Source organism: Pseudomonas sp. BLCC-B112, assembly GCF_028550695.1.
GTDB classification, from domain to species: domain Bacteria; phylum Pseudomonadota; class Gammaproteobacteria; order Pseudomonadales; family Pseudomonadaceae; genus Aquipseudomonas; species Aquipseudomonas danubii.
Genome location: NZ_JAQQGK010000014.1, coordinates 72239 through 90487, shown reverse-complemented (window position 1 = coordinate 90487; position 18249 = coordinate 72239). Strand labels below are relative to the sequence as shown.

The following is an 18249-nucleotide window of genomic DNA, read 5'->3' as shown; positions in this document are numbered from 1 at the left end:
GCCGAGAACGCCTGATGAGACGTTTTGTTCTGCCTCTGGCCCTGGCCTGGGGCCTTGCGGGAACGGCCCTGGCCGCCCCCGCCCCGGACCAGCCCATGGACCGCAGCCTGCTACAGCGCCAGGACCTGCCCTACCGCTTCAGCAGCCTGCAACTGGATTCCGCCGACGGCCAGCGCCACTACCAGCTGTGGATCGGCCAGCCGCTGCAGGCACCGCCGCCACAGGGTTATCCGGTGCTGTGGATGCTCGATGGCAATGCCGCCATCGGCGCTCTGGACCCCGAGCAACTCAAGCAGCTGGACCGCGGCCTGGCGCCGCTGCTGGTGGCGGTGGGTTACCAGACCCCGCTGCGCATCGAACGCAACGCCCGCACCTATGACTACACCCCGCAGCAACCGGGCCTTGAAGCACAGCAAGACCCGCTGACCGGGCAGCCCAGCGGCGGCGCCGAGGCCTTCCTGCAGTTGTTGCGCGAACGCATGCGCCCGGCCGTGGCGGCGCAGGCGCCGATCGACCCGGCGCAGCAGACCCTGTGGGGCCATTCCTATGGCGGCTTACTGGCGCTGCAAGCGCTGTTCGCCCGGCCCCAGGAATTTCGCCACTACGCCGCCGCGAGCCCTTCGCTGTGGTGGGGCGACGGCCTGGTCCTGACCCAGGCCCAGGGCCTGGCCGGACGCCTGCAGGGCCAGCGTGCACAACTGTTGCTGATGCGTGGCGGCGCCGAACCGGGCAACCCGCGTCAGCCAGCGGGGCCCGAGGCCGACCAGCGCGCCCGCCAGTTGCAAGCGCAACTGGCCCAGGTGCCGGGGCTGGCCCTGGACTACCACAGCTTCGAAAAACTCAGCCATGGCCAAACCCTGGCGGCTTCCCTGCACTACGTGCTGGAGCAGCTCTACCTGCCGGCGGCCAAGGACTGAAACCCTGCGCCCGGGTGCAAGGCCCGGGCAGCGAGTTCCAGCGCAAGAGACGGGGTGCAAGCCTTGGGGCGGCGGGCTAATCTGCCGCTCGCCCCGCCACGTGTTCCGGATCGCCAATGCCCACCTGCCCCGCCACTCGTTTTCTTGCCGCACTGGATGCCGACTGGGCCGCGCTGATCGCCGCCGTCGGCCCCTGCCTGCACCAGCCCCGCCCGGAGCGCGAGCCTTATCAGGCGCTGGTGCGCGCGGTGGCCTACCAGCAACTGCATGCCCGCGCCGGCGACGCGATACTCGGCCGCCTGCGCGCCTTGTTTCCCGGGCAGGCCTTCCCCACGCCCCGGCAACTGGCCGATGCCAGCCTGGAGCGCCTGCGCGGCTGCGGCTTCTCCGCACGCAAGGTGGCGACCCTGCACGGCATCGCCCAGGCCACCCTCGACGGCCGCGTCCCCGATGCCGCCAGCGCCCGCGGCCTGGACGATGAACACCTCATAGAGCGCCTGACCCAACTGCCTGGCATTGGCCGCTGGACCGTGGAGATGCTGTTGATCTACAGCCTTGAGCGCGAGGACATCTTGCCGGTGGACGACTTTGGCGTACGCGAAGGCTACCGCCGCCTCAAGGGCCTGGAGCAACCGCCCAGCCCCCGCCAGCTGCGCCAGATCGGCCAGGCCTGGAGCCCCTGGCGCACCACCGCCGCCTGGTACCTGTGGCGCGTACCGCCCGGCCAACCGTAACCCTGTAGCCGCTGCCGCAGGCTGCGAAAAGCCCCGAAGGGGCTTCAGGGACCTCAAGAGCGGCGCCTGCTTCGCAGTCGTTCGCAGCCTGCGGCAGCGGCTACAGACAGCCAGTGCAACCAGTTGGGCAAGGCCAGAGAGATCAGCGGGACGTAGGTCATCAGGATCATCAGCATGATCGACAGTCGGCCCGACTCCAGCAGCATCTTGGCGCAGTCGCGCAGCGCCATGTCGCGGTACCCGCCACGGCAATCGAGCCCACCGTGGCCGGCGACGAACCGGACAACGCGGCGAACAGCATGCAGGCCAGTACCGCGGCAAACGCCAGGCTGCCGCGGATATGGCCGACGCAGGCGTTGGCGTGGGCCAGGCCGACGCCTTCGCCAGCGCGCCAGCGCCGGCAAGTGGGCAATTGAACCGCGCGCGCGTAACCCCTAAAGTCACGCCTCCCGCTATCAATCTGAGATCGCCGATGGCCGCTCTTCGCCTGACTACCCTGCACACCACTCAAGCGGTGCTGGACGCCTTTCGCGACAGCGATGTATCGCCCGAGGTGCTGCTCGAAGGCAGTGGCATCCAGCTGGCCGACCTGGACCTGCCCAACAGCCTGATCAACATCAGCCAGGAAATGCGGGTGTTCAGCAACGCCGTGAAATTTCGCCAGGACCTGGGGCTGGTGCTGGGGCGCAACCTGCATATCAGCGCCTACGGCATGTTCGGCCTGACCCTGCTGACCAGCGCCACCCTGCGCAAAGGCTGGTCCCTGGCGCTGCGCTACCCCTTGCTGCTGGGCACCTTCTTCCGCCTCGACCTGGAGGTCCGCGACGGCCTGGCCTGGCTCACCGCCGACCAGTACAGCGAGACCGAGCTTGAGGTGTTCAACACCGACTTCTGCATGTCGTCCTACCGGGTCACCTGCCAGGACCTGCTGGGCTGCTCCCTGCCCTTGCGCCAGGTGCAACTGATGCACGGCCCGCAACCCTACCTGGACAGCTACGAGCAGGCCTTCAACTGCCCGGTGCAGTTCAACGCCGGGCGCAATGCCATCGGCTTCGACCTGGAATGGCTGGACCGGCGCCTGCCCCTGGCGGACCTGGTCACCCAGAACGACATGCTGCAACGCTGCATCCGCCTCAACGAGGAACTCAGCGCCCGGCCGACCTGGATCGATCAGGTGCGGCGCATCCTCAATGAACAGCTGCACGCAGTGCCGGACTTCGACAGCCTGGCGCGCCAGGTGCACTGTTCCCCCAGTACCCTGCGCCGGCGCCTGCGGGCCCAGGACACCAGCTATCAGCAGTTGCTCGATGAGCTGCGCTATGCCCGGGCGCAACAGTTGCTGGGCCAGCACAGCCTGCCCATCTACCGCATCGCCGAAGCCCTGGGCTTCAAGGAAACCGCAAGTTTCCGCCATGCCTTCCAACGCTGGAGCGGTGTCGCTCCCGGGCGCTTCCGGCAGTTGGCCGGCCAGCTCGGCCCGCTCTCGGACTGCGCTGAAGATTGACGCTAAATATCCCCTATTGACCGTTGCCAACATTCTCTCAGGGACCTATCCGGCCAAGAATGATCCACCCGGAAGGTCCCGCTCATTTCAGACATGGAGTTGTCGCATGAAATCGCTGCATACCGCCCTCACCCGCCTGGCCCTGAGCTGCTCCCTGAGCGCCCTGGCCCTGAGCGCCAGCTTCAGCGCCCACGCCGCCCCCGAGCGCACGGTGAACATCTTCAACTGGTCGGAGTACATCGCTCCCAACACCATCAAGGACTTCCAGGCCCAGAGCGGGATCAAGGTCAAGTACGACATCTTCGAAAGCAATGAAGTGCTGGAAGCCAAACTGCTGACCGGCAACAGCGGCTACGACGTGGTGGTGCCTTCCAGCGGTTTCGTCAGCAAGCAGATCAGCGCCGGAGCCTTCCAGCCCCTGGACCGTGGCCAACTGCCGAACTGGAAGAACCTCGACCCGGCAGTGATGAAGCTGCTGGAGCAGAGCGACCCGGGCAACCGCTACGTGATCCCCTACATGTGGGGCACCAACCTGATCGGCTACAATCGCGACAAGGTCCAGGAACTGCTGGGCACCGATGCCCCGGTCAACAGCTGGGACCTGGTGTTCAAGGAAGAGAACCTGAAGAAGCTCAGCCAGTGCGGCGTGACCTTCCTCGACTCGCCCGCCGAGATGCTGCCCCTGGCCCTGCACTACCTGGGCCTGGACCCCAACAGCCAGAACCCCGAGGACTACCGCAAGGCCGAGGCCCTGCTGCTCAAGCTGCGTCCCTATGTGCGCTACTTCCACAGCGCCAAGTGGATGGGCGATATCGCCAACGGCAACATCTGCGTGGCCGTGGGTTACTCCGGCGGCTTCCTGCAGGCGGCCAACCGCGCCAACGAAGCCAAGAACGGCGTGCACATTGAAATGCGCATTCCCAAGGAAGGCACCCTGGTGTGGATCGACACCGTGGCCGTTCCCGCCGGCGCCAAGCACGTAGACACCGCCCACGCCTTTCTCAATTACCTGATGGAACCGAAAGTCATCGCCTCCATCAGCAACTACGTCGGCTACCCCAATGGCGTGACCGACTCCAAACCGTTCATCCAGCAGACGCTGCTGGACAACCCGGACCTGTTCCCCAGCGCCGAGACCATGACCCGCCTGTACCCCCTGGCACCGCTGCCGGCAAAGGCCGAACGCACCCGGACCCGGACCTGGGTCAAGGTCACCAGTGGCCGCTGAGTTTTTGACCCTCAAGGGTTTGCGGGCCGCCACCAGCGGCGCGTTCGCAGCCCTTGCCCGTTGGCCCGCCACCGGCGCCCCACGGCCTTGATAGAAGAGCTGCCCATGTCGTTATCCCCGTCCAGCCCACCGGCCCTGCACCTGCTGTCCATCGAGGCATTGCTGCACGGCTTTGCCGCCCGGCAGTTCACCCCGGTGGATCTGCTGCACGCCGTGCTGGCCCGGATCGAACGCCATGAGTCGCAACTCAATGCCCTTTGCGAGCGCCAGGACGAAGCAGCCCTCGCCGCCGCCCAGGCGGCTACCGCGCGCTGGGCCGCCGGGCAACCGCTGGGCCGGCTGGACGGCATCCCGATCCTGGTCAAGGACAACAGCGACATCCAGGGCTGGCACACCCGCAGCGGCTCCAGGGCGCTGGCCAACCGACCGCCCATGACCCGCGACACCAGCCTGGTGGCGCGGTTGCGCGAGGCCGGGGCGATCTTCATTGGCAAGACCACTCTGCCGGAACTGGGCAGCACGCCGCTGACCGACAGCCCGCTGACCGGCATCACCCGCAACCCCTGGAACCTGGCCCTGCATGCCGGTGGCAGCAGTGGCGGCAGCACCGCAGGCGTGGCCGCCGGTTACGCCCCGGCGGCCACCGGCAATGATGCCGCCGGATCGATCCGCACCCCGTCGAGCTTTTGTGGGGTGATCGGTTTCAAGCCCAGCCATGGCCTGGTGTCCGCCTGCCCGAGCATCGACCCGGGGGGCATGGCCGCCGAAGGCCCGATTGCCCGGCATGTACGGGATATCGCCCTGCTGATGGAGCTGATGAGCGCCCATGAGCCTGATGAACCTTTCGCCTGGCCCCATGCTCCCGGCCAGTTCCTGTCCGGCATCGAGGACGGCATCAGCGGCCTGCGCATCGCCTTCAGCGCCGACCTGGGCCATGCCGCCCATGTCGATCCGCAGATTGCCGCCCGTTGCCTGGCCGCTGCCCAGTTGCTGCAGCAGGCCGGGGCGACCGTGGTCCAGGCCTCGCCGGACATCGGCCAGCCGGCCGCGAATTACCTGCGGGCCTGGCCGGTGGAAGTGGCCAGCGCCATGGCCGAGGAAATCCCGCTGGAGCGCCAGCACCTGGTCGGCGACTTCCTCCAGCAGGCCCAGGTCCGCGCACGCCAGCTCAATGCCCTGGATTACGCCTGCGCGGTGCAGGAGCGGCATCGGGTCGCACAAAAACTGCATGACTTTCTCGGCGACTACGACCTGCTGCTGACCCCCACTGCGGTGGTCGAGCCCTTCGCCGTGGAGCGCCAGATGCCGCCCGACTGGCCGGAGCAGATCAGCGCCATGTGGCAGCCCACCACCTTCCCGTTCAATTTCAGCCGCCAACCGGCGCTGAGCATGCCCTGCGGCCTGAGCGCCGCCGGCCTGCCCATAGGCCTGCAGATCGTCGCCCGCTTCGGCCATGACGAACGGGTCCTGCGGGCCGCCCGGGCCCTGGAAAAACTGCTGCCTGCCGGGGTGTTCGCTCATCCCGCCGGCCTGCTGGACGCCCCCCCGGGCGTGAACTGCACTGAACAACCCGCTGACGCAGCAACATCGCGCCGCTTTACGGACAAGGAGGTGGACCATGGAGTCTTCTAGCAGTTGGTATCAAGACACTCAATTCGACCACGACATCTACGTGATGATCATTCGTGAGCCGAGTTCGCCGAGCCTCTATGCACATCAATCCGGCGCCAGCTTCAGCTACGTCGGGCGGCTCACCGGCCATGGCCAGCACCCGTGCTTTTCCGTGCACTTTGCCTGCCCGCCCTACGGCAACGACTACGCCAGCACCGAAGCCGCCCTGCAAGCCGGGCTGGCCCATGGTCGCGCCCTGATCGAACACTGGCGCACCCGGGGCAGCAAGCCACCGGCGCGCAACACCGAAGTCGCCCTTTCCAACTACAGCAACTGAACGCACCGGCGCCGCTGGCCCTGGGCTAGCGGCTCAAGGCCGGTCCAGGCTGTCGAGGTACTCGATGGCCTGGCGGTACTTCTCCAGGCGCCGCCGGTCATCCTCGCTGGGTTCGGGGATGCGTGACAGGTCACTGTTCTCCGCCAGGTCCGCCCGCTTTACCCGCCGCGCCAAAGGATTCTGTGCAGCGCGGCGGATAAACCCCGGATAGTCCTCACCCTCGACCTTGGTCAGCGCCGCCAGGGCCTGCAGCACCTCTTCACTGAAACCTTCGCCGCGCAGTTGCTCCAGGGTCACCGGGCTGTCTTCGATGACGTCGTGGAGCACCGCGACCAGCTGTTCCCGGGGCTCGGACAGCCGCAGCATGACCCGCAGGGGATGGAGGATATAGGGCGCCCCGCCCTTGTCGACTTGCCCTGCATGGGCCCGGGCAGCAATGGCGATGGCGCGTTCCAGGGTACTCATGGGCGGTGGCTCCGGATCTCGGCAAAAAATGCTACGGCCATACTAACCCGGCCGATTCAGGCCAGGGCCAGCAGACGCCGGGCCCGTTGCAGCACCGGCGCGTCGACCAGCTGCCCGTCCACCTGATAGGCACCGGATCGGGCCATGACCGGTGATCGCCAGCCGAGGCGCGACAGCAGCGGACATTGATGCCGATCAAGCGCCCGGGTCGCCGGCGGAGTAAAGCTTGTGGCAATCACCTGCCCTTTGCTTCCCCGGAGACTTGATCATGTCCAGCAGCGCCCTCGATGTCCTCGCCCAACCGCCATTTCCGGCCCAGCAAGGCCAATACTGGATCGACGCCCTGAGCGACGGCAGCCACGTGCTGATCCGCCCGCTGCGCCCTGAAGACCGGGGCCGGGAAAAGGCCTTTATCGAAAACCTCTCCCCCGTCACCCGGCACCAGCGCTTTCTCGGTGAGGTCAAGGAAGTCGGCGATCAGTTGCTGGATCAGCTGATGGACGTCGGCACCCCGCAACGGGTGGCCTACGTGGCCCTGGTCCACGACAACGGCGAGCTGCGGGAAGTCGGCATCAGCCGCTATGCCCAGGTCGACGACCAGCCCTGGCGCTGCGAGTTTGCCGTGACCATCGCCGATCAATGGCAAGGCAAGGGCCTCGGTGCCCTGCTGATGCAGCATCTGATCGACGAAGCCCGTACCAATGGCTTCCAGCAGCTGTATTCGGTGGACAGCGCCGCCAACTACAGCATGCGCCGCCTGGCGAAGACCCTCGGTATGCGCAGCGCCATCGACCCCGACGATGCCACCCAGGTGATCCACAGCCTGGAGCTGTAACCTCCTCGCGCCGCGCCTCGACCCGAGGCGCGGCCACCTTCGCTTAACACTCTTTGACAGTTTCCAGACAAAGCTGCCAAAGACTCCTCAGACGCCCTTCCCTAGCATCCGCTCATCGAATTTCCGGTCGGGTGCTGCATGTCCCCCAAACTTCTCGGCCTGCCACTGCTGGGCATCCTGCTGAGCAGCCTCGGCTGCAATGGCCAACCACCTGCGCCGCCGGTCATAGCGCCCGGCGACTACGCCAGCATCATCAGCTACTTGAAGCAGTACATCCCCCGGGAGATGGCCGAGCACCAGGTCCCGGGGCTGTCCATCGCCCTGGTGGACGGCCAGGAGCTGATCTGGGCCCGAGGCTTCGGGTTTGCCGACCAGGCACGGGGCCTGCAAGTGACCGAGAACACCGCGTTTCGCGCCGGCGCCCTGTCGCAGTTGCTGACCGCTACGGCGGTCATGCAACTGGTGGAACAGGGACGCCTGCAGTTGGATGCGCCCCTGCAGGACAGCCTCAAGGAATTCTACGTCCGCTCGCGCTTTCACCAGGACCAGAACGCCGCCGACCAGGCCGTGACGGTGCGCCGCCTGCTCAGCCATCAGGCCGGGATGCCCGCCGAGTACCTGCGCGACTCACGTACGCCCCAGGCCCTCAACGAGCTGCCGAGAAAGGTCAGCGGGGTTTGGCTGAACAATGCCCCGGGTACCCGGACCGCCCCCTCCAACCTGGGCTACGCCCTGCTGGGCGCGGCGGTGGAACGCAGCAGCGGCCTGGATTTCGAGATGCAACTGCAAAAAAGCCTGCTGCGCCCGCTGGGCATGAGCCAGTCGAGTTTCATAGGCGGCAGCGGCGCACAACCCTACCGCACCCAAGGCTATACCGACGGCTCCCGCAGCAATGATGTCCTGGTGCGCGACCTGTCCGCCGCTGGCTTGTGGAGCAATCCACGGGACCTGAGCCACTTCGTGCGCATGCTCTTCGCCCAGGGCAGCTACAAGCATCAGGCGTTGCTCTCACCGGCCTCGATCAAGGAGATGGTGCGTCCGCAGAACAGCGGCAACCCGCTGGATTTCGATTGTCAGGTGGGCCTGGGCTGGTTCCTCTCGCCCTGTGGCGACGAGTGGGTCAACCCGGGGATTGGCACTTGGCAGCGCAGTGGCTCCGGCGATGATTTCCACGCCCGGATCAGCGTGCTCCCGGAGCAGCAACTGGCGGTGATCGTGATGAGCAATTCCGGCTCTGGCGCAGCCCTGGCCCAGCCGTTGGTGCCGCAGATTCTGCGCATGCTGCAGCAGGCCCATGGCGCCCCCGAAGGGATGCAAGCCGGCCCTGTTCAGCAGGGCTGCGTTCAGCACGATTCCGGCCAGGATGGCTCCGTCCCGAATGGCTCCGTACTGGATAGCCCCGTAGTGGATAGCACCGTACTGAGAAGCCCCGTACCGAGTAGCTCCGTCCAGGGTCGCACTGACCAGAAGGGCTCAGACCAGAACGGCTCCGACCAGCCCAGCCCGCGGCGCCGGGTGCCGGAAGCCGCCGACCGCCAGCATCTGGCGGGGTTCTATGCCACGACCTGGGGCGTGCTGCGCATCAAGGACCAGGACCAGCGGCTGTTTGGCGAACTGGCCGGCACGCGCTTCGAGTTGCTGCGCGACGAACACGGCTGGCTGCGGGCGCAGAAGAAAATCCTCGGCCTGTGGCAGCAGGACCTGGGCGACCTGGGACGGGTGCAACTGGACGTCATGAACGTTCAGGGCAACCGGGTGTTTACCGCCAAGCGCCACGGCCAGCTACTGGCCATGGGGGAACGGATCGACCCGGTGCCCCTGCCCGACAACTGGCTGGCCATGGTCGGCACCTATCACGCCCTCAACGATGACGAAGCCAACGCCCCCTTGAACGGCGTCAGCATCGCCCTGGAAGACGGCTTCCTGATGATCCGCAGCCTGCAACAGGGCCGCACCCTCACCGATTACATCCTGGCTCCGGTGGACAACGCCCATGCGGTGATTGCCGGCCATGGCCCCGGGCTGGGCGACACCGTGCGCCGCCAGGTCAACGGGGTCAACGTCCTCGGCTACTCCTTCAAACGTATCTACACCCCCCACTACCTGAGGTTCTAAAACACTATGAAAAGCCTGAAACGCTGCACCACCGTCGCCCTTTGGGCGGGCACCCTCGGCCTGGCCACAGGGTCTGCAGCGCTGCATGCCGAGGACTGGAAATATGGCGTGCGCGGCGGTGTGGCCAGCGTGCCGCGCTACAGCGGCAGTGACGAGCGCACCGTGGCGCCGATTTTCGGCGGCGAAATCATCAGCCCCTATGGCCTCTTCCTCAACACCGACCAGGGCCTGGGCTGGGGCCATGAATGGGGCGACCTGTCGTTCAGCACCTGGGTCGGCCCCAGCGAAGAACGGCGCGACAAGAACCACCTGGGCCAAGGCTCCAAGCGGCTCAAGGGCATGGGCCAGATCAAGTCACGTGCGCAGTTCGGCGCACACCTGGGTTACGACCTGGGCCCGTTCGAACTGGGAGCCACGGTGACCCACGCCGTGAAGAAGAATGACAATAAGGACACCGGTTCGGCGTACAGCCAGCTGCAGCTGAGCATTGGCACCAACCTGTACGAGGGCCGTTTGGGCAGCCTCGATGCCAGCCTCAACAGCCTGTTCGGCAATGCCGACTACATGCAGACCTGGTACGGCGTGAGCGGCACCCAGGCCGCCAACAGCCGCTTCAGCGCCTACCGCGCCAAGGGCGGGCTGGTGAGCAATGGCCTGGACCTGGAATGGACCCTGCCCCTCAACGAGCAGACCAAGCTTTCGACCCTGCTGTCCCTGCAGTACCTGGGCAAGGAAGCCGGCGACAGCCCGATCGTCGATCGGCGCATGCAGACGGTGCTGGGCACCCAGCTTGAGTACAGCTTTTAAGCGGTAGGCTTCGAGCGGCAAGCGGCAAGCGGCAAGCAGCGAACTGGCGGCTTGAAGCTTGCCGCTTACCGCTTGCAACTTGCCGCTGCCGCTAATCGACATGGGCCCAGGTCAGGCGAAACGAGGCCCCGCCCCACTCCGAATCCACCACCTCGACCCTGCCGCCATGCCACTGGGAGACCCGTCGCACCAGGGCCAGGCCCAGGCCGAAGCCACCGGTACGCCGGTCGCGGCTGGCGTCGAGCCGGGAAAAGGGTTCAAAGATTTTCTCCCGTCCGTCCACCGGCACGCCGGGCCCGTCATCATTGACCCGCACTTCGTAGCCCTGCTCCAGGCGCACCAGGGACACCTCCACCCGCCGGTCGGCGTAGCGAATGGCGTTGCGCAGCAGATTGATCACCGCCCGGGCCATGAAGCGTGGCTCGATCCGCACGTACTCGACCTGGCAGGAGCGGATCAGCAACTGCACCCCCGCCGCTTCCGCCTCCAGGGCGACACTGCCGACCACGCTGTCGAGCCAGCTCTGGGCCTGGATATTCTCGCGACTGATGGTGGCCGCGCCGTGCTCCAGGCTGGCGTAGGACAACAGCTCGGAGACCATGTCCTCCAGTTCGCCAAGGTCGGCGTACATGTCGGCGATCAGTTCGCGGTTTTCCTCCGGGTCCGGTTGCTGCTGCAACTGGTCCAGCTCGAATGACAGCCGCGCGATGGGCGTGCGCAACTCGTGGGACACCGCGTTGGTCAGCTCGCGCTGGTTGGCGATCAGGCCCTCGATGCGCGCCGCCATGCGGTTGAAGTGCTGGGCCAGGTCGCGAATGTTGGAACGCTGGGACAGTTGCAGGCGGGTGCTGAGGTCATTGCCGCCAAAACGCTCGGCGGCCAGGCGCAGGCGCTCCAGGTCGCGCCAGTGCGGGCGCACCCAGAAGTACAGGACGATGGCCAGCAGCGTGCCGAGCAAGGCATAGGCGGCGATGTTGTAGAGCAGGGTCAGGGGTGGGTCTTCCGGCAGCTTGATGCTCAGTAACTGGGGACCGTCGTCGATGCTGGAAATGAATTCGTTGAAATCATCCCGGACCACCAGCTGCTTGGCGCTCAGCAGCGCCCGCTCCTTCTGGTTGAGGTCCAGCTCGCCGGCCTGCACCAGCTTGAGCCCCAGCCCGTAATGGGGTTTGAGCAACTCCAGTTGATGCTGACGCCCGGCCTCGTCAAAGGGCCGCAGTTGCTCGCTGAGGCTATAGGCCGGCCCGCGCACTGCATCGCGGTTGTAGGCCTCGATCAGGTCCACCGCCAGGTAGTTGAGGAAGATGTGTTGCACCGCGGTCATGGCTCCGGCAAAGCCGAGGGCCAGGAACAGGTAGAGCCCCAGAAACAGCCGCAGCATTCAAATCTCCCAGGCGAATGGATTGAACAGGTAGCCCTTGCCCCACACGGTCTTGATGCACACCGGCTCGCGCGGGTTGTCCTTGAGCTTGCCGCGTAATTTGCTGATGTAGACGTCGACGCTGCGGTTCAGACCGTCGAACTCGATACCGCGCATGCGGTTCAGGATGTCATCCCGGGACAGGGTCTTGCCTGCCGCATTGGCCAGCAGCCAGAGCAGCTCGAACTCCATGGTGGTCAGTTCGATCGGCTCGCCGGACAGACGCACCTCGCGGCTGCTGCGGTCGATGCTCAGCACGCCGAACTCCAGGGCCCCGCGCAAGGCGGTCGACTCCGGCACCTGGCGCCGCTGCAGGGCCCGCAGCCGCGCCAGCAGCACCGCCGGCTTGATGGGCTTGATCACATAGTCGTCGGCGCCGGACTCCAGGCCGAGGATGTGGTCCAGGTCGTCTTCCTTGGCGGTGAGGATGACAATCGGGGTATCGGCCACGGCGCGGATTTCCCGGCACACGTGCAGGCCGCTCTGGCCCGGTAACATCAGGTCGAGCACCACCAGCTTCGGTTTGAATTCGAGAAACGCCGCCAAGGCCACATCGCCCCGGTGTACCGTCAGCACTTCAAAGCCATGCTGGGACAGGAAGCTGGCAATCAGCCCGGCGAGCTTCTCGTCATCTTCCACCAGCAGGACTTTGCCAAGACCCAGGTTTTCCATACCTTCCCGTTCGCAAGCACACAATTTTGAGTGCGCGCATTATAGAAGGACCCAGGTTAAAAAAAGGCTAAGGTCGCGGCAAAACCAGCGACTTATCGCGGTTTTGCGCAAAGTTTCATTCTTTTAAGAGTTTTTAACAATCTGCCCCTGCTTTTACACAAGGGCAGCGACACAAGGGTTGTGCCTTACCAGGCCGGTACGCCGCTGTGGAAGCGGAATTCCGGGTCCGGGGACTCGATCAGCTCCTGCTCGGCGGCCCGCACCTTGTCGATCACCTGAGCGATGTCCTTGGCGTCGCCATACTGGTAGGCCAGCTTCAGGTAGCCCTGATAGTGCCGGGCCTCGCTTTTGAGCAGGCCGAAATAGAACTTGCCCAGTTCTTCGTCCAGGTGTGGCACCAGGGCTTCGAAGCGCTCGCAACTGCGGGCTTCGATAAAAGCACCGACCACCAGGGTGTCCACCAGCTTCACCGGCTCATGGCTGCGCACCACCTTGCGCAGGCCCGAGGCGTAGCGCCCGGCATGCAGTTGGCGCAGCTCGACCTTGCGTCGTTTCATCAGGCGCATGACCTGTTCGTGGTGCACCAGTTCTTCCCGGGCCAGGCGCGACATCATGTTGATCAGGTCGACATGGGAATGGTACTTGGCGATCAGGCTCAGGGCGGTGCTGGCGGCCTTGAACTCACAGTTCTTGTGGTCGATCAGCAGGGTTTCCTGGTCGGCCAGGGCCGCCTGGACCCAGGCGTCGGGAGTCCGACAGCCGAGGAAGTCATGAATTTCCAAAAAGTTCATCGGCGCATTTCCGAGCAATCCGCCACAGCAAGGCGAGCAATGGCGGCACTATCAGTGATCGATAACATGAGGCTCACGAGACAAATAAGGCTTCACAGCGAAAGGCTGGCGATTATACCGGCCACGTCGCAGACCACCAGCGACCGCGCTTGATATGCATCAACATGCGGCGCGGGCGCCAGCAACTATAGTTGTGCACGCTAGGGTCTGTTCCCGTTTGGTGACGAGCCGCGTTGCTGGGCCAAACGGGAACAGACCCTAACCATTCATCCCTTTCCTGGAGATCCCGATCATGCAAAGTATCCGCAGCATCCTGGTGGTCATCGATCCCACGCCTGGCGAAAGTCTCGCCCTCAAGCGCGCCAAGCTGATTGCCGGGGTCACCCAGGCCCACCTGCATCTGCTGGTCTGCGACAAGAAGCACGAACACTCGGCGCTGCTCAGCGTGCTCAAGAGCAGCCTGACCGGCGAAGGCTACAGCGTTACCACCGAGCAGGCCTGGAACGAGAGCCTGCATGAAACCATCATCGACGTGCAGCAGGCCGAGGGTTGCGGCCTGGTGATCAAGCAGCATTCCCATGACAATCCGCTGAAGAAAGTCCTGCTGACCCCGGCGGACTGGAAGCTGCTGCGCTACTGCCCAACCCCGGTGCTGCTGGTCAAGACCGCCACCCCTTGGGCCGGTGGCGTGGTCATGGCGGCCATCGATGTCGGCAACATGGACGGCGAACACCGCACCCTGCATGCCAGCATCGTTGACTATGGTTTCGACATCGCCAGCCTGGCCAGGGCCCAACTGCATGTGATCAGCGCCCATCCATCACCGATGCTTTCGGCATCCGACCCGGTGTTCCAGCTCAAGGAAACCATCGAGAAGCGCTATCGCGAGGAATGCAGGGCGTTCCAGGCCGAGTTCGATATCGACGATGCGCACCTGCATATCGAGGAAGGTCCGGCGGACGTGCTGATTCCCCATATGGCCCACAAGCTGGGGGCCGTGCTGACCATCATCGGCACTGTGGCCCGTACCGGGTTGTCGGGGGCCTTGATCGGCAACACCGCCGAAGTGGTGCTCGACTCCCTGGACAGTGACGTGCTGGTGCTCAAGCCGGCGGACATCATGGACCACCTGGAAGAACTCGCCGCCAAAGTCTGAGACCCTTCCCCGCAACGCCAGCGCGTAACCTGCGTCGCCCATGACGACGCTGTCGCTGGCAAGCCCACGCCTGCAGCACCCTTTGCGCAGGAAGTGGCTGGCCGACGAACCTCTCAGCCCAGGGCGTCCTTGAGAAACCCCGGGGCGATGTAGCGCTGGTAGTGGGCTTCCGACAGCAGGAAGAATTCCCGATCGATGGCGTCACGCAACTCCGGCAGGCCCCAGTCGCGGAACTCCGGCAACAGCGCCATGCCGTAGGCGTCGAGCTGGTTGATCACCCGCGCGCCCCGGGCAATCAGCTGGTAGGCCCAGCAATACTCGGACTGGTGCGGCACGAAACGGATCTTGCGCTGCTCCAGTTGCCCGCGCAGACGCGCCGGGTCGAAGACTTCCAGCTTGGCCGCCATCACCTGCACCAGCAGTTGTTCAAGACGCAACCAGACCGCGCGTTTCTCCTCCTCGTTGTAACCGTTCCAGTTGATCACTTCGTGATGGAAACGCTTGCAGCCGCGGCACACCAGGTCGCCGTAGACGGTGGAGCAGAGGCCGACGCAAGGGGTCTTGATGGTCTGATTGGGCATAGAAAAACAACACACGCAAAGGCAAAACAGTCGGCAATGTTAGCCCTTTGTCTAAGATTGATCACCCCTCAAACTTCAATACAGCAACTTACGTTTAGATTTTTTTTGCCGTAGAATCAGCCAGCCTTTTTAGGCGCCAATGTCCGTTTGAAGCTGTTTTCAAAGCGTCACGAGCACAGTCGTTCCTTCAGAGCGGTGTTGGCGAGGGATTTTTCCAGCGGGGAAAAATCCAGCGCCAACCCTCATCAGCTCCCCGTTCTGCAGGCGTAAAACTTTGAAAGCAGCTTCTGTAAGGAATTGTCGGTAATTCTGGCTAAGTGGCCCACAACGCCACGCAGCGCATGAGTACGGCAATTTCGGGATGAGCGTCCCGGACACCCATTTGGGACCACTGATGAGGGTAATAACTGTGCTTGAAGCCTACCGCAAACATATCGAAGAGCGCGCAGCACTGGGTATCGTTCCCCAGCCGCTTAACGCCGAACAAACTGCAGGCCTGGTCGAGCTGCTGAAGAATCCCCCGGCTGGCGAAGAAGCTTTCCTCGTTGACCTGATCACCAATCGCGTTCCACCAGGAGTCGACGAAGCCGCCTACGTCAAGGCCGGTTTCCTCTCCGCGCTGGCCAAAGGCGAAGCCTCCTCCCCTCTGATCGACAAGAAGCGCGCCGTAGAACTGCTGGGCACCATGCAGGGCGGCTACAACATCGTGACCCTGGTCGACCTGCTGGACGACGCCGAGCTGGCGCCTGTTGCTGCCGCTCAACTCAAGCACACCCTGCTGATGTTCGACGCCTTCCACGACGTCGCGGAAAAAGCCAAGAACGGCAACGTTCACGCCCAAGGCGTACTGCAATCCTGGGCCGACGGCGAGTGGTTCAAGAACCGCCCGGTACTGGCCGACAAGATCAGCCTGCGGGTGTTCAAGGTCACCGGCGAAACCAACACCGACGACCTCTCCCCTGCCCCTGACGCCTGGTCCCGTCCGGACATCCCGCTGCACGCCCTGGCCATGCTGAAAATGGCCCGTGACGGCATCGTGCCTGACGTGCAAGGTTCCATCGGCCCGATGAAACAGATCGAGCAGATGCGCAACGACGGCTTCCCGATCGCCTACGTTGGCGACGTGGTCGGCACCGGTTCGTCCCGTAAGTCGGCGACCAACTCGGTGCTGTGGTTCTTCGGCGACGACGTTCCTTACGTGCCGAACAAGCGTGCCGGCGGCTTCTGCTTCGGCAGCAAGATCGCTCCAATCTTCTACAACACCATGGAAGACGCCGGCGCCCTGCCGATCGAATTCGACGTGTCGAAGATGAACATGGGCGACGTGATCGACCTGTACCCGCACGCTGGCAAAGTCACCAAGCACAACAGCGACGAAGTCCTGGCCACCTTCGAAATGAAGACTCCGGTGCTGCTCGACGAAGTCCGTGCTGGCGGCCGTATCCCGCTGATCATCGGCCGTGGCCTGACCGAGAAGGCGCGCGCCGAGCTGGGTCTGCCACCGTCCGACCTGTTCAAGAAGCCTGAAGCTCCAGCCGAAAGCACCAAGGGTTTCACCCTGGCGCAGAAAATGGTCGGCAAGGCTTGCGGCGTGACTGGCGTGCGTCCAGGCACCTACTGCGAACCGAAGATGACCACCGTCGGCTCCCAGGACACCACCGGTCCCATGACCCGTGACGAACTGAAAGACCTGGCTTGCCTGGGCTTCTCCACCGATCTGGTGATGCAGTCGTTCTGCCACACCGCGGCCTATCCAAAGCCGATCGACGTCACCACTCACCACACCCTGCCTGACTTCATCATGACCCGTGGCGGCGTGTCCCTGCGTCCGGGCGACGGCATCATCCACAGCTGGCTGAACCGCATGCTGCTGCCGGACACCGTCGGCACCGGTGGTGACTCCCACACCCGTTTCCCGATCGGCATCTCGTTCCCGGCCGGTTCCGGCCTGGTGGCCTTCGCCGCCGCCACTGGCGTCATGCCACTGGACATGCCGGAATCGATCCTGGTTCGCTTCAAGGGCAAGCTGCAGCCTGGCGTCACCCTGCGTGACCTGGTCCACGCCATCCCTTACTACGCGATCCAGAAAGGCCTGCTGACCGTCGAGAAGAAAGGCAAGAAGAACGCATTCTCCGGCCGCATCCTGGAGATCGAAGGTCTGGAAACCCTGACCGTCGAGCAAGCCTTCGAACTGTCCGACGCCTCGGCCGAACGTTCGGCTGCCGGTTGCACCATCAAGCTGTCCAAAGAATCGATCGCCGAGTACCTGAAGTCCAACATCACCCTGCTGCGCTGGATGATCGGCGAAGGCTACGGCGATGCCCGTACCCTGGAGCGTCGCGCTCAAGCGATGGAAGCCTGGCTGGCCAACCCTGAGCTGCTGGAAGCCGACAAGGACGCCGAATACGCCGAAGTCATCGAGATCGACCTGGCCGACGTCAAGGAGCCTGTGCTCTGCGCGCCGAACGACCCGGACGACGCTCGCCTGCTGTCCAGCGTCGCTGGCCAGAAGATCGACGAAGTGTTCATCGGTTCCTGCATGACCAACATCGGTCACTTCCGCGCCGCCGGTAAGCTGCTGGATCAGGTCAAGGGCCAGCTGCCAACCCGTCTGTGGCTGTCGCCTCCGACCAAGATGGACGCTCACCAACTGACCGAAGAAGGCTACTACGGCATCTACGGCAAGGCTGGCGCGCGCATGGAAATGCCGGGCTGCTCGCTGTGCATGGGTAACCAGGCACGTGTAGAGCCGAACTCGACCGTAGTGTCGACTTCGACCCGTAACTTCCCGAACCGTCTGGGCGATGGCGCCAACGTCTACCTGGCTTCGGCCGAGCTGGCGTCGGTGGCTTCGATCCTGGGTCGCCTGCCGACCGTCGAGGAGTACATGGAATACGCCGGCAAGATCGACAGCATGGCAGCGGACGTGTACCGCTACCTGAGCTTCGACCAGATCGCCGAGTTCCGTGAAGCGGCGGCCAACGCCAAGATCCCGGTGGTGCAAGCCTAAGGCTCTAGCGTTGTAAAAAAGAACGCCGCGTATTCCACGATACGCGGCGTTTTTTTATGCCTGTAA

17 protein-coding genes and 1 pseudogene are annotated in these 18249 nt (G+C 64.5%); 11 read left to right on the top strand and 7 right to left on the bottom strand.

Annotation, left to right across the window (positions count from 1 at the left end; genetic code table 11):
• The first annotated feature begins 14 nt into the window (after positions 1 to 14).
• Positions 15 to 917 (top strand): alpha/beta hydrolase, encoded by a 903-nt coding sequence (locus PQT43_RS28655; protein ID WP_272755317.1) that lies wholly within the window; start codon positions 15 to 17, stop codon positions 915 to 917.
• A 116-nt stretch (positions 918 to 1033) separates the two neighbouring features.
• Positions 1034 to 1651 (top strand): DNA-3-methyladenine glycosylase family protein, encoded by a 618-nt coding sequence (locus PQT43_RS28650; RefSeq protein ID WP_110596995.1) that lies wholly within the window; start codon positions 1034 to 1036, stop codon positions 1649 to 1651.
• Between the two features lie 53 nt (positions 1652 to 1704).
• Here the strand turns inward: PQT43_RS28650 and PQT43_RS28645 are convergent, their stop codons facing one another.
• A complete protein-coding gene (locus PQT43_RS28645; protein ID WP_272755351.1) occupies positions 1705 to 1881 on the bottom strand; it encodes a hypothetical protein in 177 nt (58 codons plus the stop codon).
• Positions 1882 to 1889: 8 nt separating this feature from the next.
• Positions 1890 to 2012: pseudogene (locus tag PQT43_RS28640) on the bottom strand (TRAP transporter large permease subunit); the annotation flags it as partial.
• 111 nt (positions 2013 to 2123) lie between these two features.
• On the opposite strand from PQT43_RS28640, the gene PQT43_RS28635 reads away from it, so the two are divergent.
• From PQT43_RS28635 to PQT43_RS28620, 4 genes are all read left to right on the top strand, one after another.
• Complete coding sequence (locus PQT43_RS28635) at positions 2124 to 3155, top strand: AraC family transcriptional regulator (RefSeq protein WP_272755316.1); 1032 nt, start codon at positions 2124 to 2126, stop codon at positions 3153 to 3155.
• A 106-nt stretch (positions 3156 to 3261) separates the two neighbouring features.
• Positions 3262 to 4383 (top strand): polyamine ABC transporter substrate-binding protein, encoded by a 1122-nt coding sequence (locus PQT43_RS28630; RefSeq protein ID WP_102879720.1) that lies wholly within the window; start codon positions 3262 to 3264, stop codon positions 4381 to 4383.
• A gap of 105 nt (positions 4384 to 4488) precedes the next feature.
• Complete coding sequence (locus tag PQT43_RS28625; RefSeq protein WP_253085722.1) at positions 4489 to 6015, top strand: amidase; 1527 nt, start codon at positions 4489 to 4491, stop codon at positions 6013 to 6015.
• Complete coding sequence (locus PQT43_RS28620) at positions 6002 to 6331, top strand: hypothetical protein (RefSeq protein WP_102879722.1); 330 nt, start codon at positions 6002 to 6004, stop codon at positions 6329 to 6331. The genes PQT43_RS28625 and PQT43_RS28620 overlap by 14 nt, the downstream gene beginning before the upstream one ends.
• 33 nt (positions 6332 to 6364) lie before the next feature.
• On the opposite strand, the gene PQT43_RS28615 is transcribed toward PQT43_RS28620, so the two are convergent.
• Positions 6365 to 6796, bottom strand: a complete 432-nt coding sequence (locus PQT43_RS28615; protein ID WP_115582293.1) for an HD domain-containing protein — start codon at positions 6794 to 6796, stop codon at positions 6365 to 6367.
• A 268-nt stretch (positions 6797 to 7064) separates the two neighbouring features.
• Between PQT43_RS28615 and PQT43_RS28610 the strand changes: the two genes are divergently transcribed.
• The 3 genes from PQT43_RS28610 (at position 7065) to PQT43_RS28600 (ending at position 10553) form a co-directional block, all read left to right on the top strand.
• Positions 7065 to 7631, top strand: coding sequence for a GNAT family N-acetyltransferase (locus PQT43_RS28610; RefSeq protein WP_102864490.1), 567 nt, complete (start codon positions 7065 to 7067; stop codon positions 7629 to 7631).
• A 138-nt stretch (positions 7632 to 7769) separates the two neighbouring features.
• On the top strand, positions 7770 to 9746 hold the full coding sequence (locus tag PQT43_RS28605) for a serine hydrolase domain-containing protein (protein WP_272755315.1): 1977 nt from the start codon (positions 7770 to 7772) through the stop codon (positions 9744 to 9746).
• Between the two features lie 6 nt (positions 9747 to 9752).
• Positions 9753 to 10553, top strand: coding sequence for a MipA/OmpV family protein (locus tag PQT43_RS28600; RefSeq protein WP_102879724.1), 801 nt, complete (start codon positions 9753 to 9755; stop codon positions 10551 to 10553).
• 91 nt (positions 10554 to 10644) lie between these two features.
• Here PQT43_RS28600 and PQT43_RS28595 read toward each other — a convergent pair whose 3' ends face one another.
• From PQT43_RS28595 to PQT43_RS28585, 3 genes are all read right to left on the bottom strand, one after another.
• The gene (locus PQT43_RS28595; RefSeq protein ID WP_272755314.1) at positions 10645 to 11934 is read right to left on the bottom strand and encodes an ATP-binding protein; all 1290 of its coding nucleotides are present in this window, start codon (positions 11932 to 11934) and stop codon (positions 10645 to 10647) included.
• Positions 11935 to 12645, bottom strand: a complete 711-nt coding sequence (locus PQT43_RS28590; protein ID WP_102879726.1) for a winged helix-turn-helix domain-containing protein — start codon at positions 12643 to 12645, stop codon at positions 11935 to 11937.
• A 185-nt stretch (positions 12646 to 12830) separates the two neighbouring features.
• Positions 12831 to 13436 carry a tRNA-(ms[2]io[6]A)-hydroxylase gene (locus tag PQT43_RS28585; RefSeq protein ID WP_253085725.1) on the bottom strand — a complete coding sequence of 202 codons (606 nt, stop codon included), beginning with the start codon at positions 13434 to 13436 and terminating at the stop codon, positions 12831 to 12833.
• A 292-nt stretch (positions 13437 to 13728) separates the two neighbouring features.
• Between PQT43_RS28585 and PQT43_RS28580 the strand changes: the two genes are divergently transcribed.
• Positions 13729 to 14592: a universal stress protein gene (locus PQT43_RS28580; RefSeq protein WP_102864486.1), complete on the top strand. Its 864-nt coding sequence runs from the start codon at positions 13729 to 13731 to the stop codon at positions 14590 to 14592.
• A gap of 113 nt (positions 14593 to 14705) precedes the next feature.
• Here the strand turns inward: PQT43_RS28580 and PQT43_RS28575 are convergent, their stop codons facing one another.
• Positions 14706 to 15173, bottom strand: coding sequence for a DUF1289 domain-containing protein (locus PQT43_RS28575; RefSeq protein WP_102879728.1), 468 nt, complete (start codon positions 15171 to 15173; stop codon positions 14706 to 14708).
• A 409-nt stretch (positions 15174 to 15582) separates the two neighbouring features.
• Between PQT43_RS28575 and acnB the strand changes: the two genes are divergently transcribed.
• The gene (gene acnB / locus PQT43_RS28570) at positions 15583 to 18183 is read left to right on the top strand and encodes a bifunctional aconitate hydratase 2/2-methylisocitrate dehydratase (protein WP_102879729.1); all 2601 of its coding nucleotides are present in this window, start codon (positions 15583 to 15585) and stop codon (positions 18181 to 18183) included.
• The last annotated feature ends 66 nt before the right edge of the window (positions 18184 to 18249 follow it).

What these genes read in the sequence shown, in the direction of transcription:
- PQT43_RS28655 (WP_272755317.1), top strand. Translation starts at nt 15, where the DNA reads ATGAGACGTTTTGTTCTGCCTCTGGCCCTGGCCTGGGGCCTTGCGGGA.
- PQT43_RS28650 (WP_110596995.1), top strand. Translation starts at nt 1,034, where the DNA reads ATGCCCACCTGCCCCGCCACTCGTTTTCTTGCCGCACTGGATGCCGAC.
- PQT43_RS28645 (WP_272755351.1), bottom strand. Translation starts at nt 1,881, where the DNA reads ATGGCGCTGCGCGACTGCGCCAAGATGCTGCTGGAGTCGGGCCGACTG.
- PQT43_RS28635 (WP_272755316.1), top strand. Translation starts at nt 2,124, where the DNA reads ATGGCCGCTCTTCGCCTGACTACCCTGCACACCACTCAAGCGGTGCTG.
- PQT43_RS28630 (WP_102879720.1), top strand. Translation starts at nt 3,262, where the DNA reads ATGAAATCGCTGCATACCGCCCTCACCCGCCTGGCCCTGAGCTGCTCC.
- PQT43_RS28625 (WP_253085722.1), top strand. Translation starts at nt 4,489, where the DNA reads ATGTCGTTATCCCCGTCCAGCCCACCGGCCCTGCACCTGCTGTCCATC.
- PQT43_RS28620 (WP_102879722.1), top strand. Translation starts at nt 6,002, where the DNA reads ATGGAGTCTTCTAGCAGTTGGTATCAAGACACTCAATTCGACCACGAC.
- PQT43_RS28615 (WP_115582293.1), bottom strand. Translation starts at nt 6,796, where the DNA reads ATGAGTACCCTGGAACGCGCCATCGCCATTGCTGCCCGGGCCCATGCA.
- PQT43_RS28610 (WP_102864490.1), top strand. Translation starts at nt 7,065, where the DNA reads ATGTCCAGCAGCGCCCTCGATGTCCTCGCCCAACCGCCATTTCCGGCC.
- PQT43_RS28605 (WP_272755315.1), top strand. Translation starts at nt 7,770, where the DNA reads ATGTCCCCCAAACTTCTCGGCCTGCCACTGCTGGGCATCCTGCTGAGC.
- PQT43_RS28600 (WP_102879724.1), top strand. Translation starts at nt 9,753, where the DNA reads ATGAAAAGCCTGAAACGCTGCACCACCGTCGCCCTTTGGGCGGGCACC.
- PQT43_RS28595 (WP_272755314.1), bottom strand. Translation starts at nt 11,934, where the DNA reads ATGCTGCGGCTGTTTCTGGGGCTCTACCTGTTCCTGGCCCTCGGCTTT.
- PQT43_RS28590 (WP_102879726.1), bottom strand. Translation starts at nt 12,645, where the DNA reads ATGGAAAACCTGGGTCTTGGCAAAGTCCTGCTGGTGGAAGATGACGAG.
- PQT43_RS28585 (WP_253085725.1), bottom strand. Translation starts at nt 13,436, where the DNA reads ATGAACTTTTTGGAAATTCATGACTTCCTCGGCTGTCGGACTCCCGAC.
- PQT43_RS28580 (WP_102864486.1), top strand. Translation starts at nt 13,729, where the DNA reads ATGCAAAGTATCCGCAGCATCCTGGTGGTCATCGATCCCACGCCTGGC.
- PQT43_RS28575 (WP_102879728.1), bottom strand. Translation starts at nt 15,173, where the DNA reads ATGCCCAATCAGACCATCAAGACCCCTTGCGTCGGCCTCTGCTCCACC.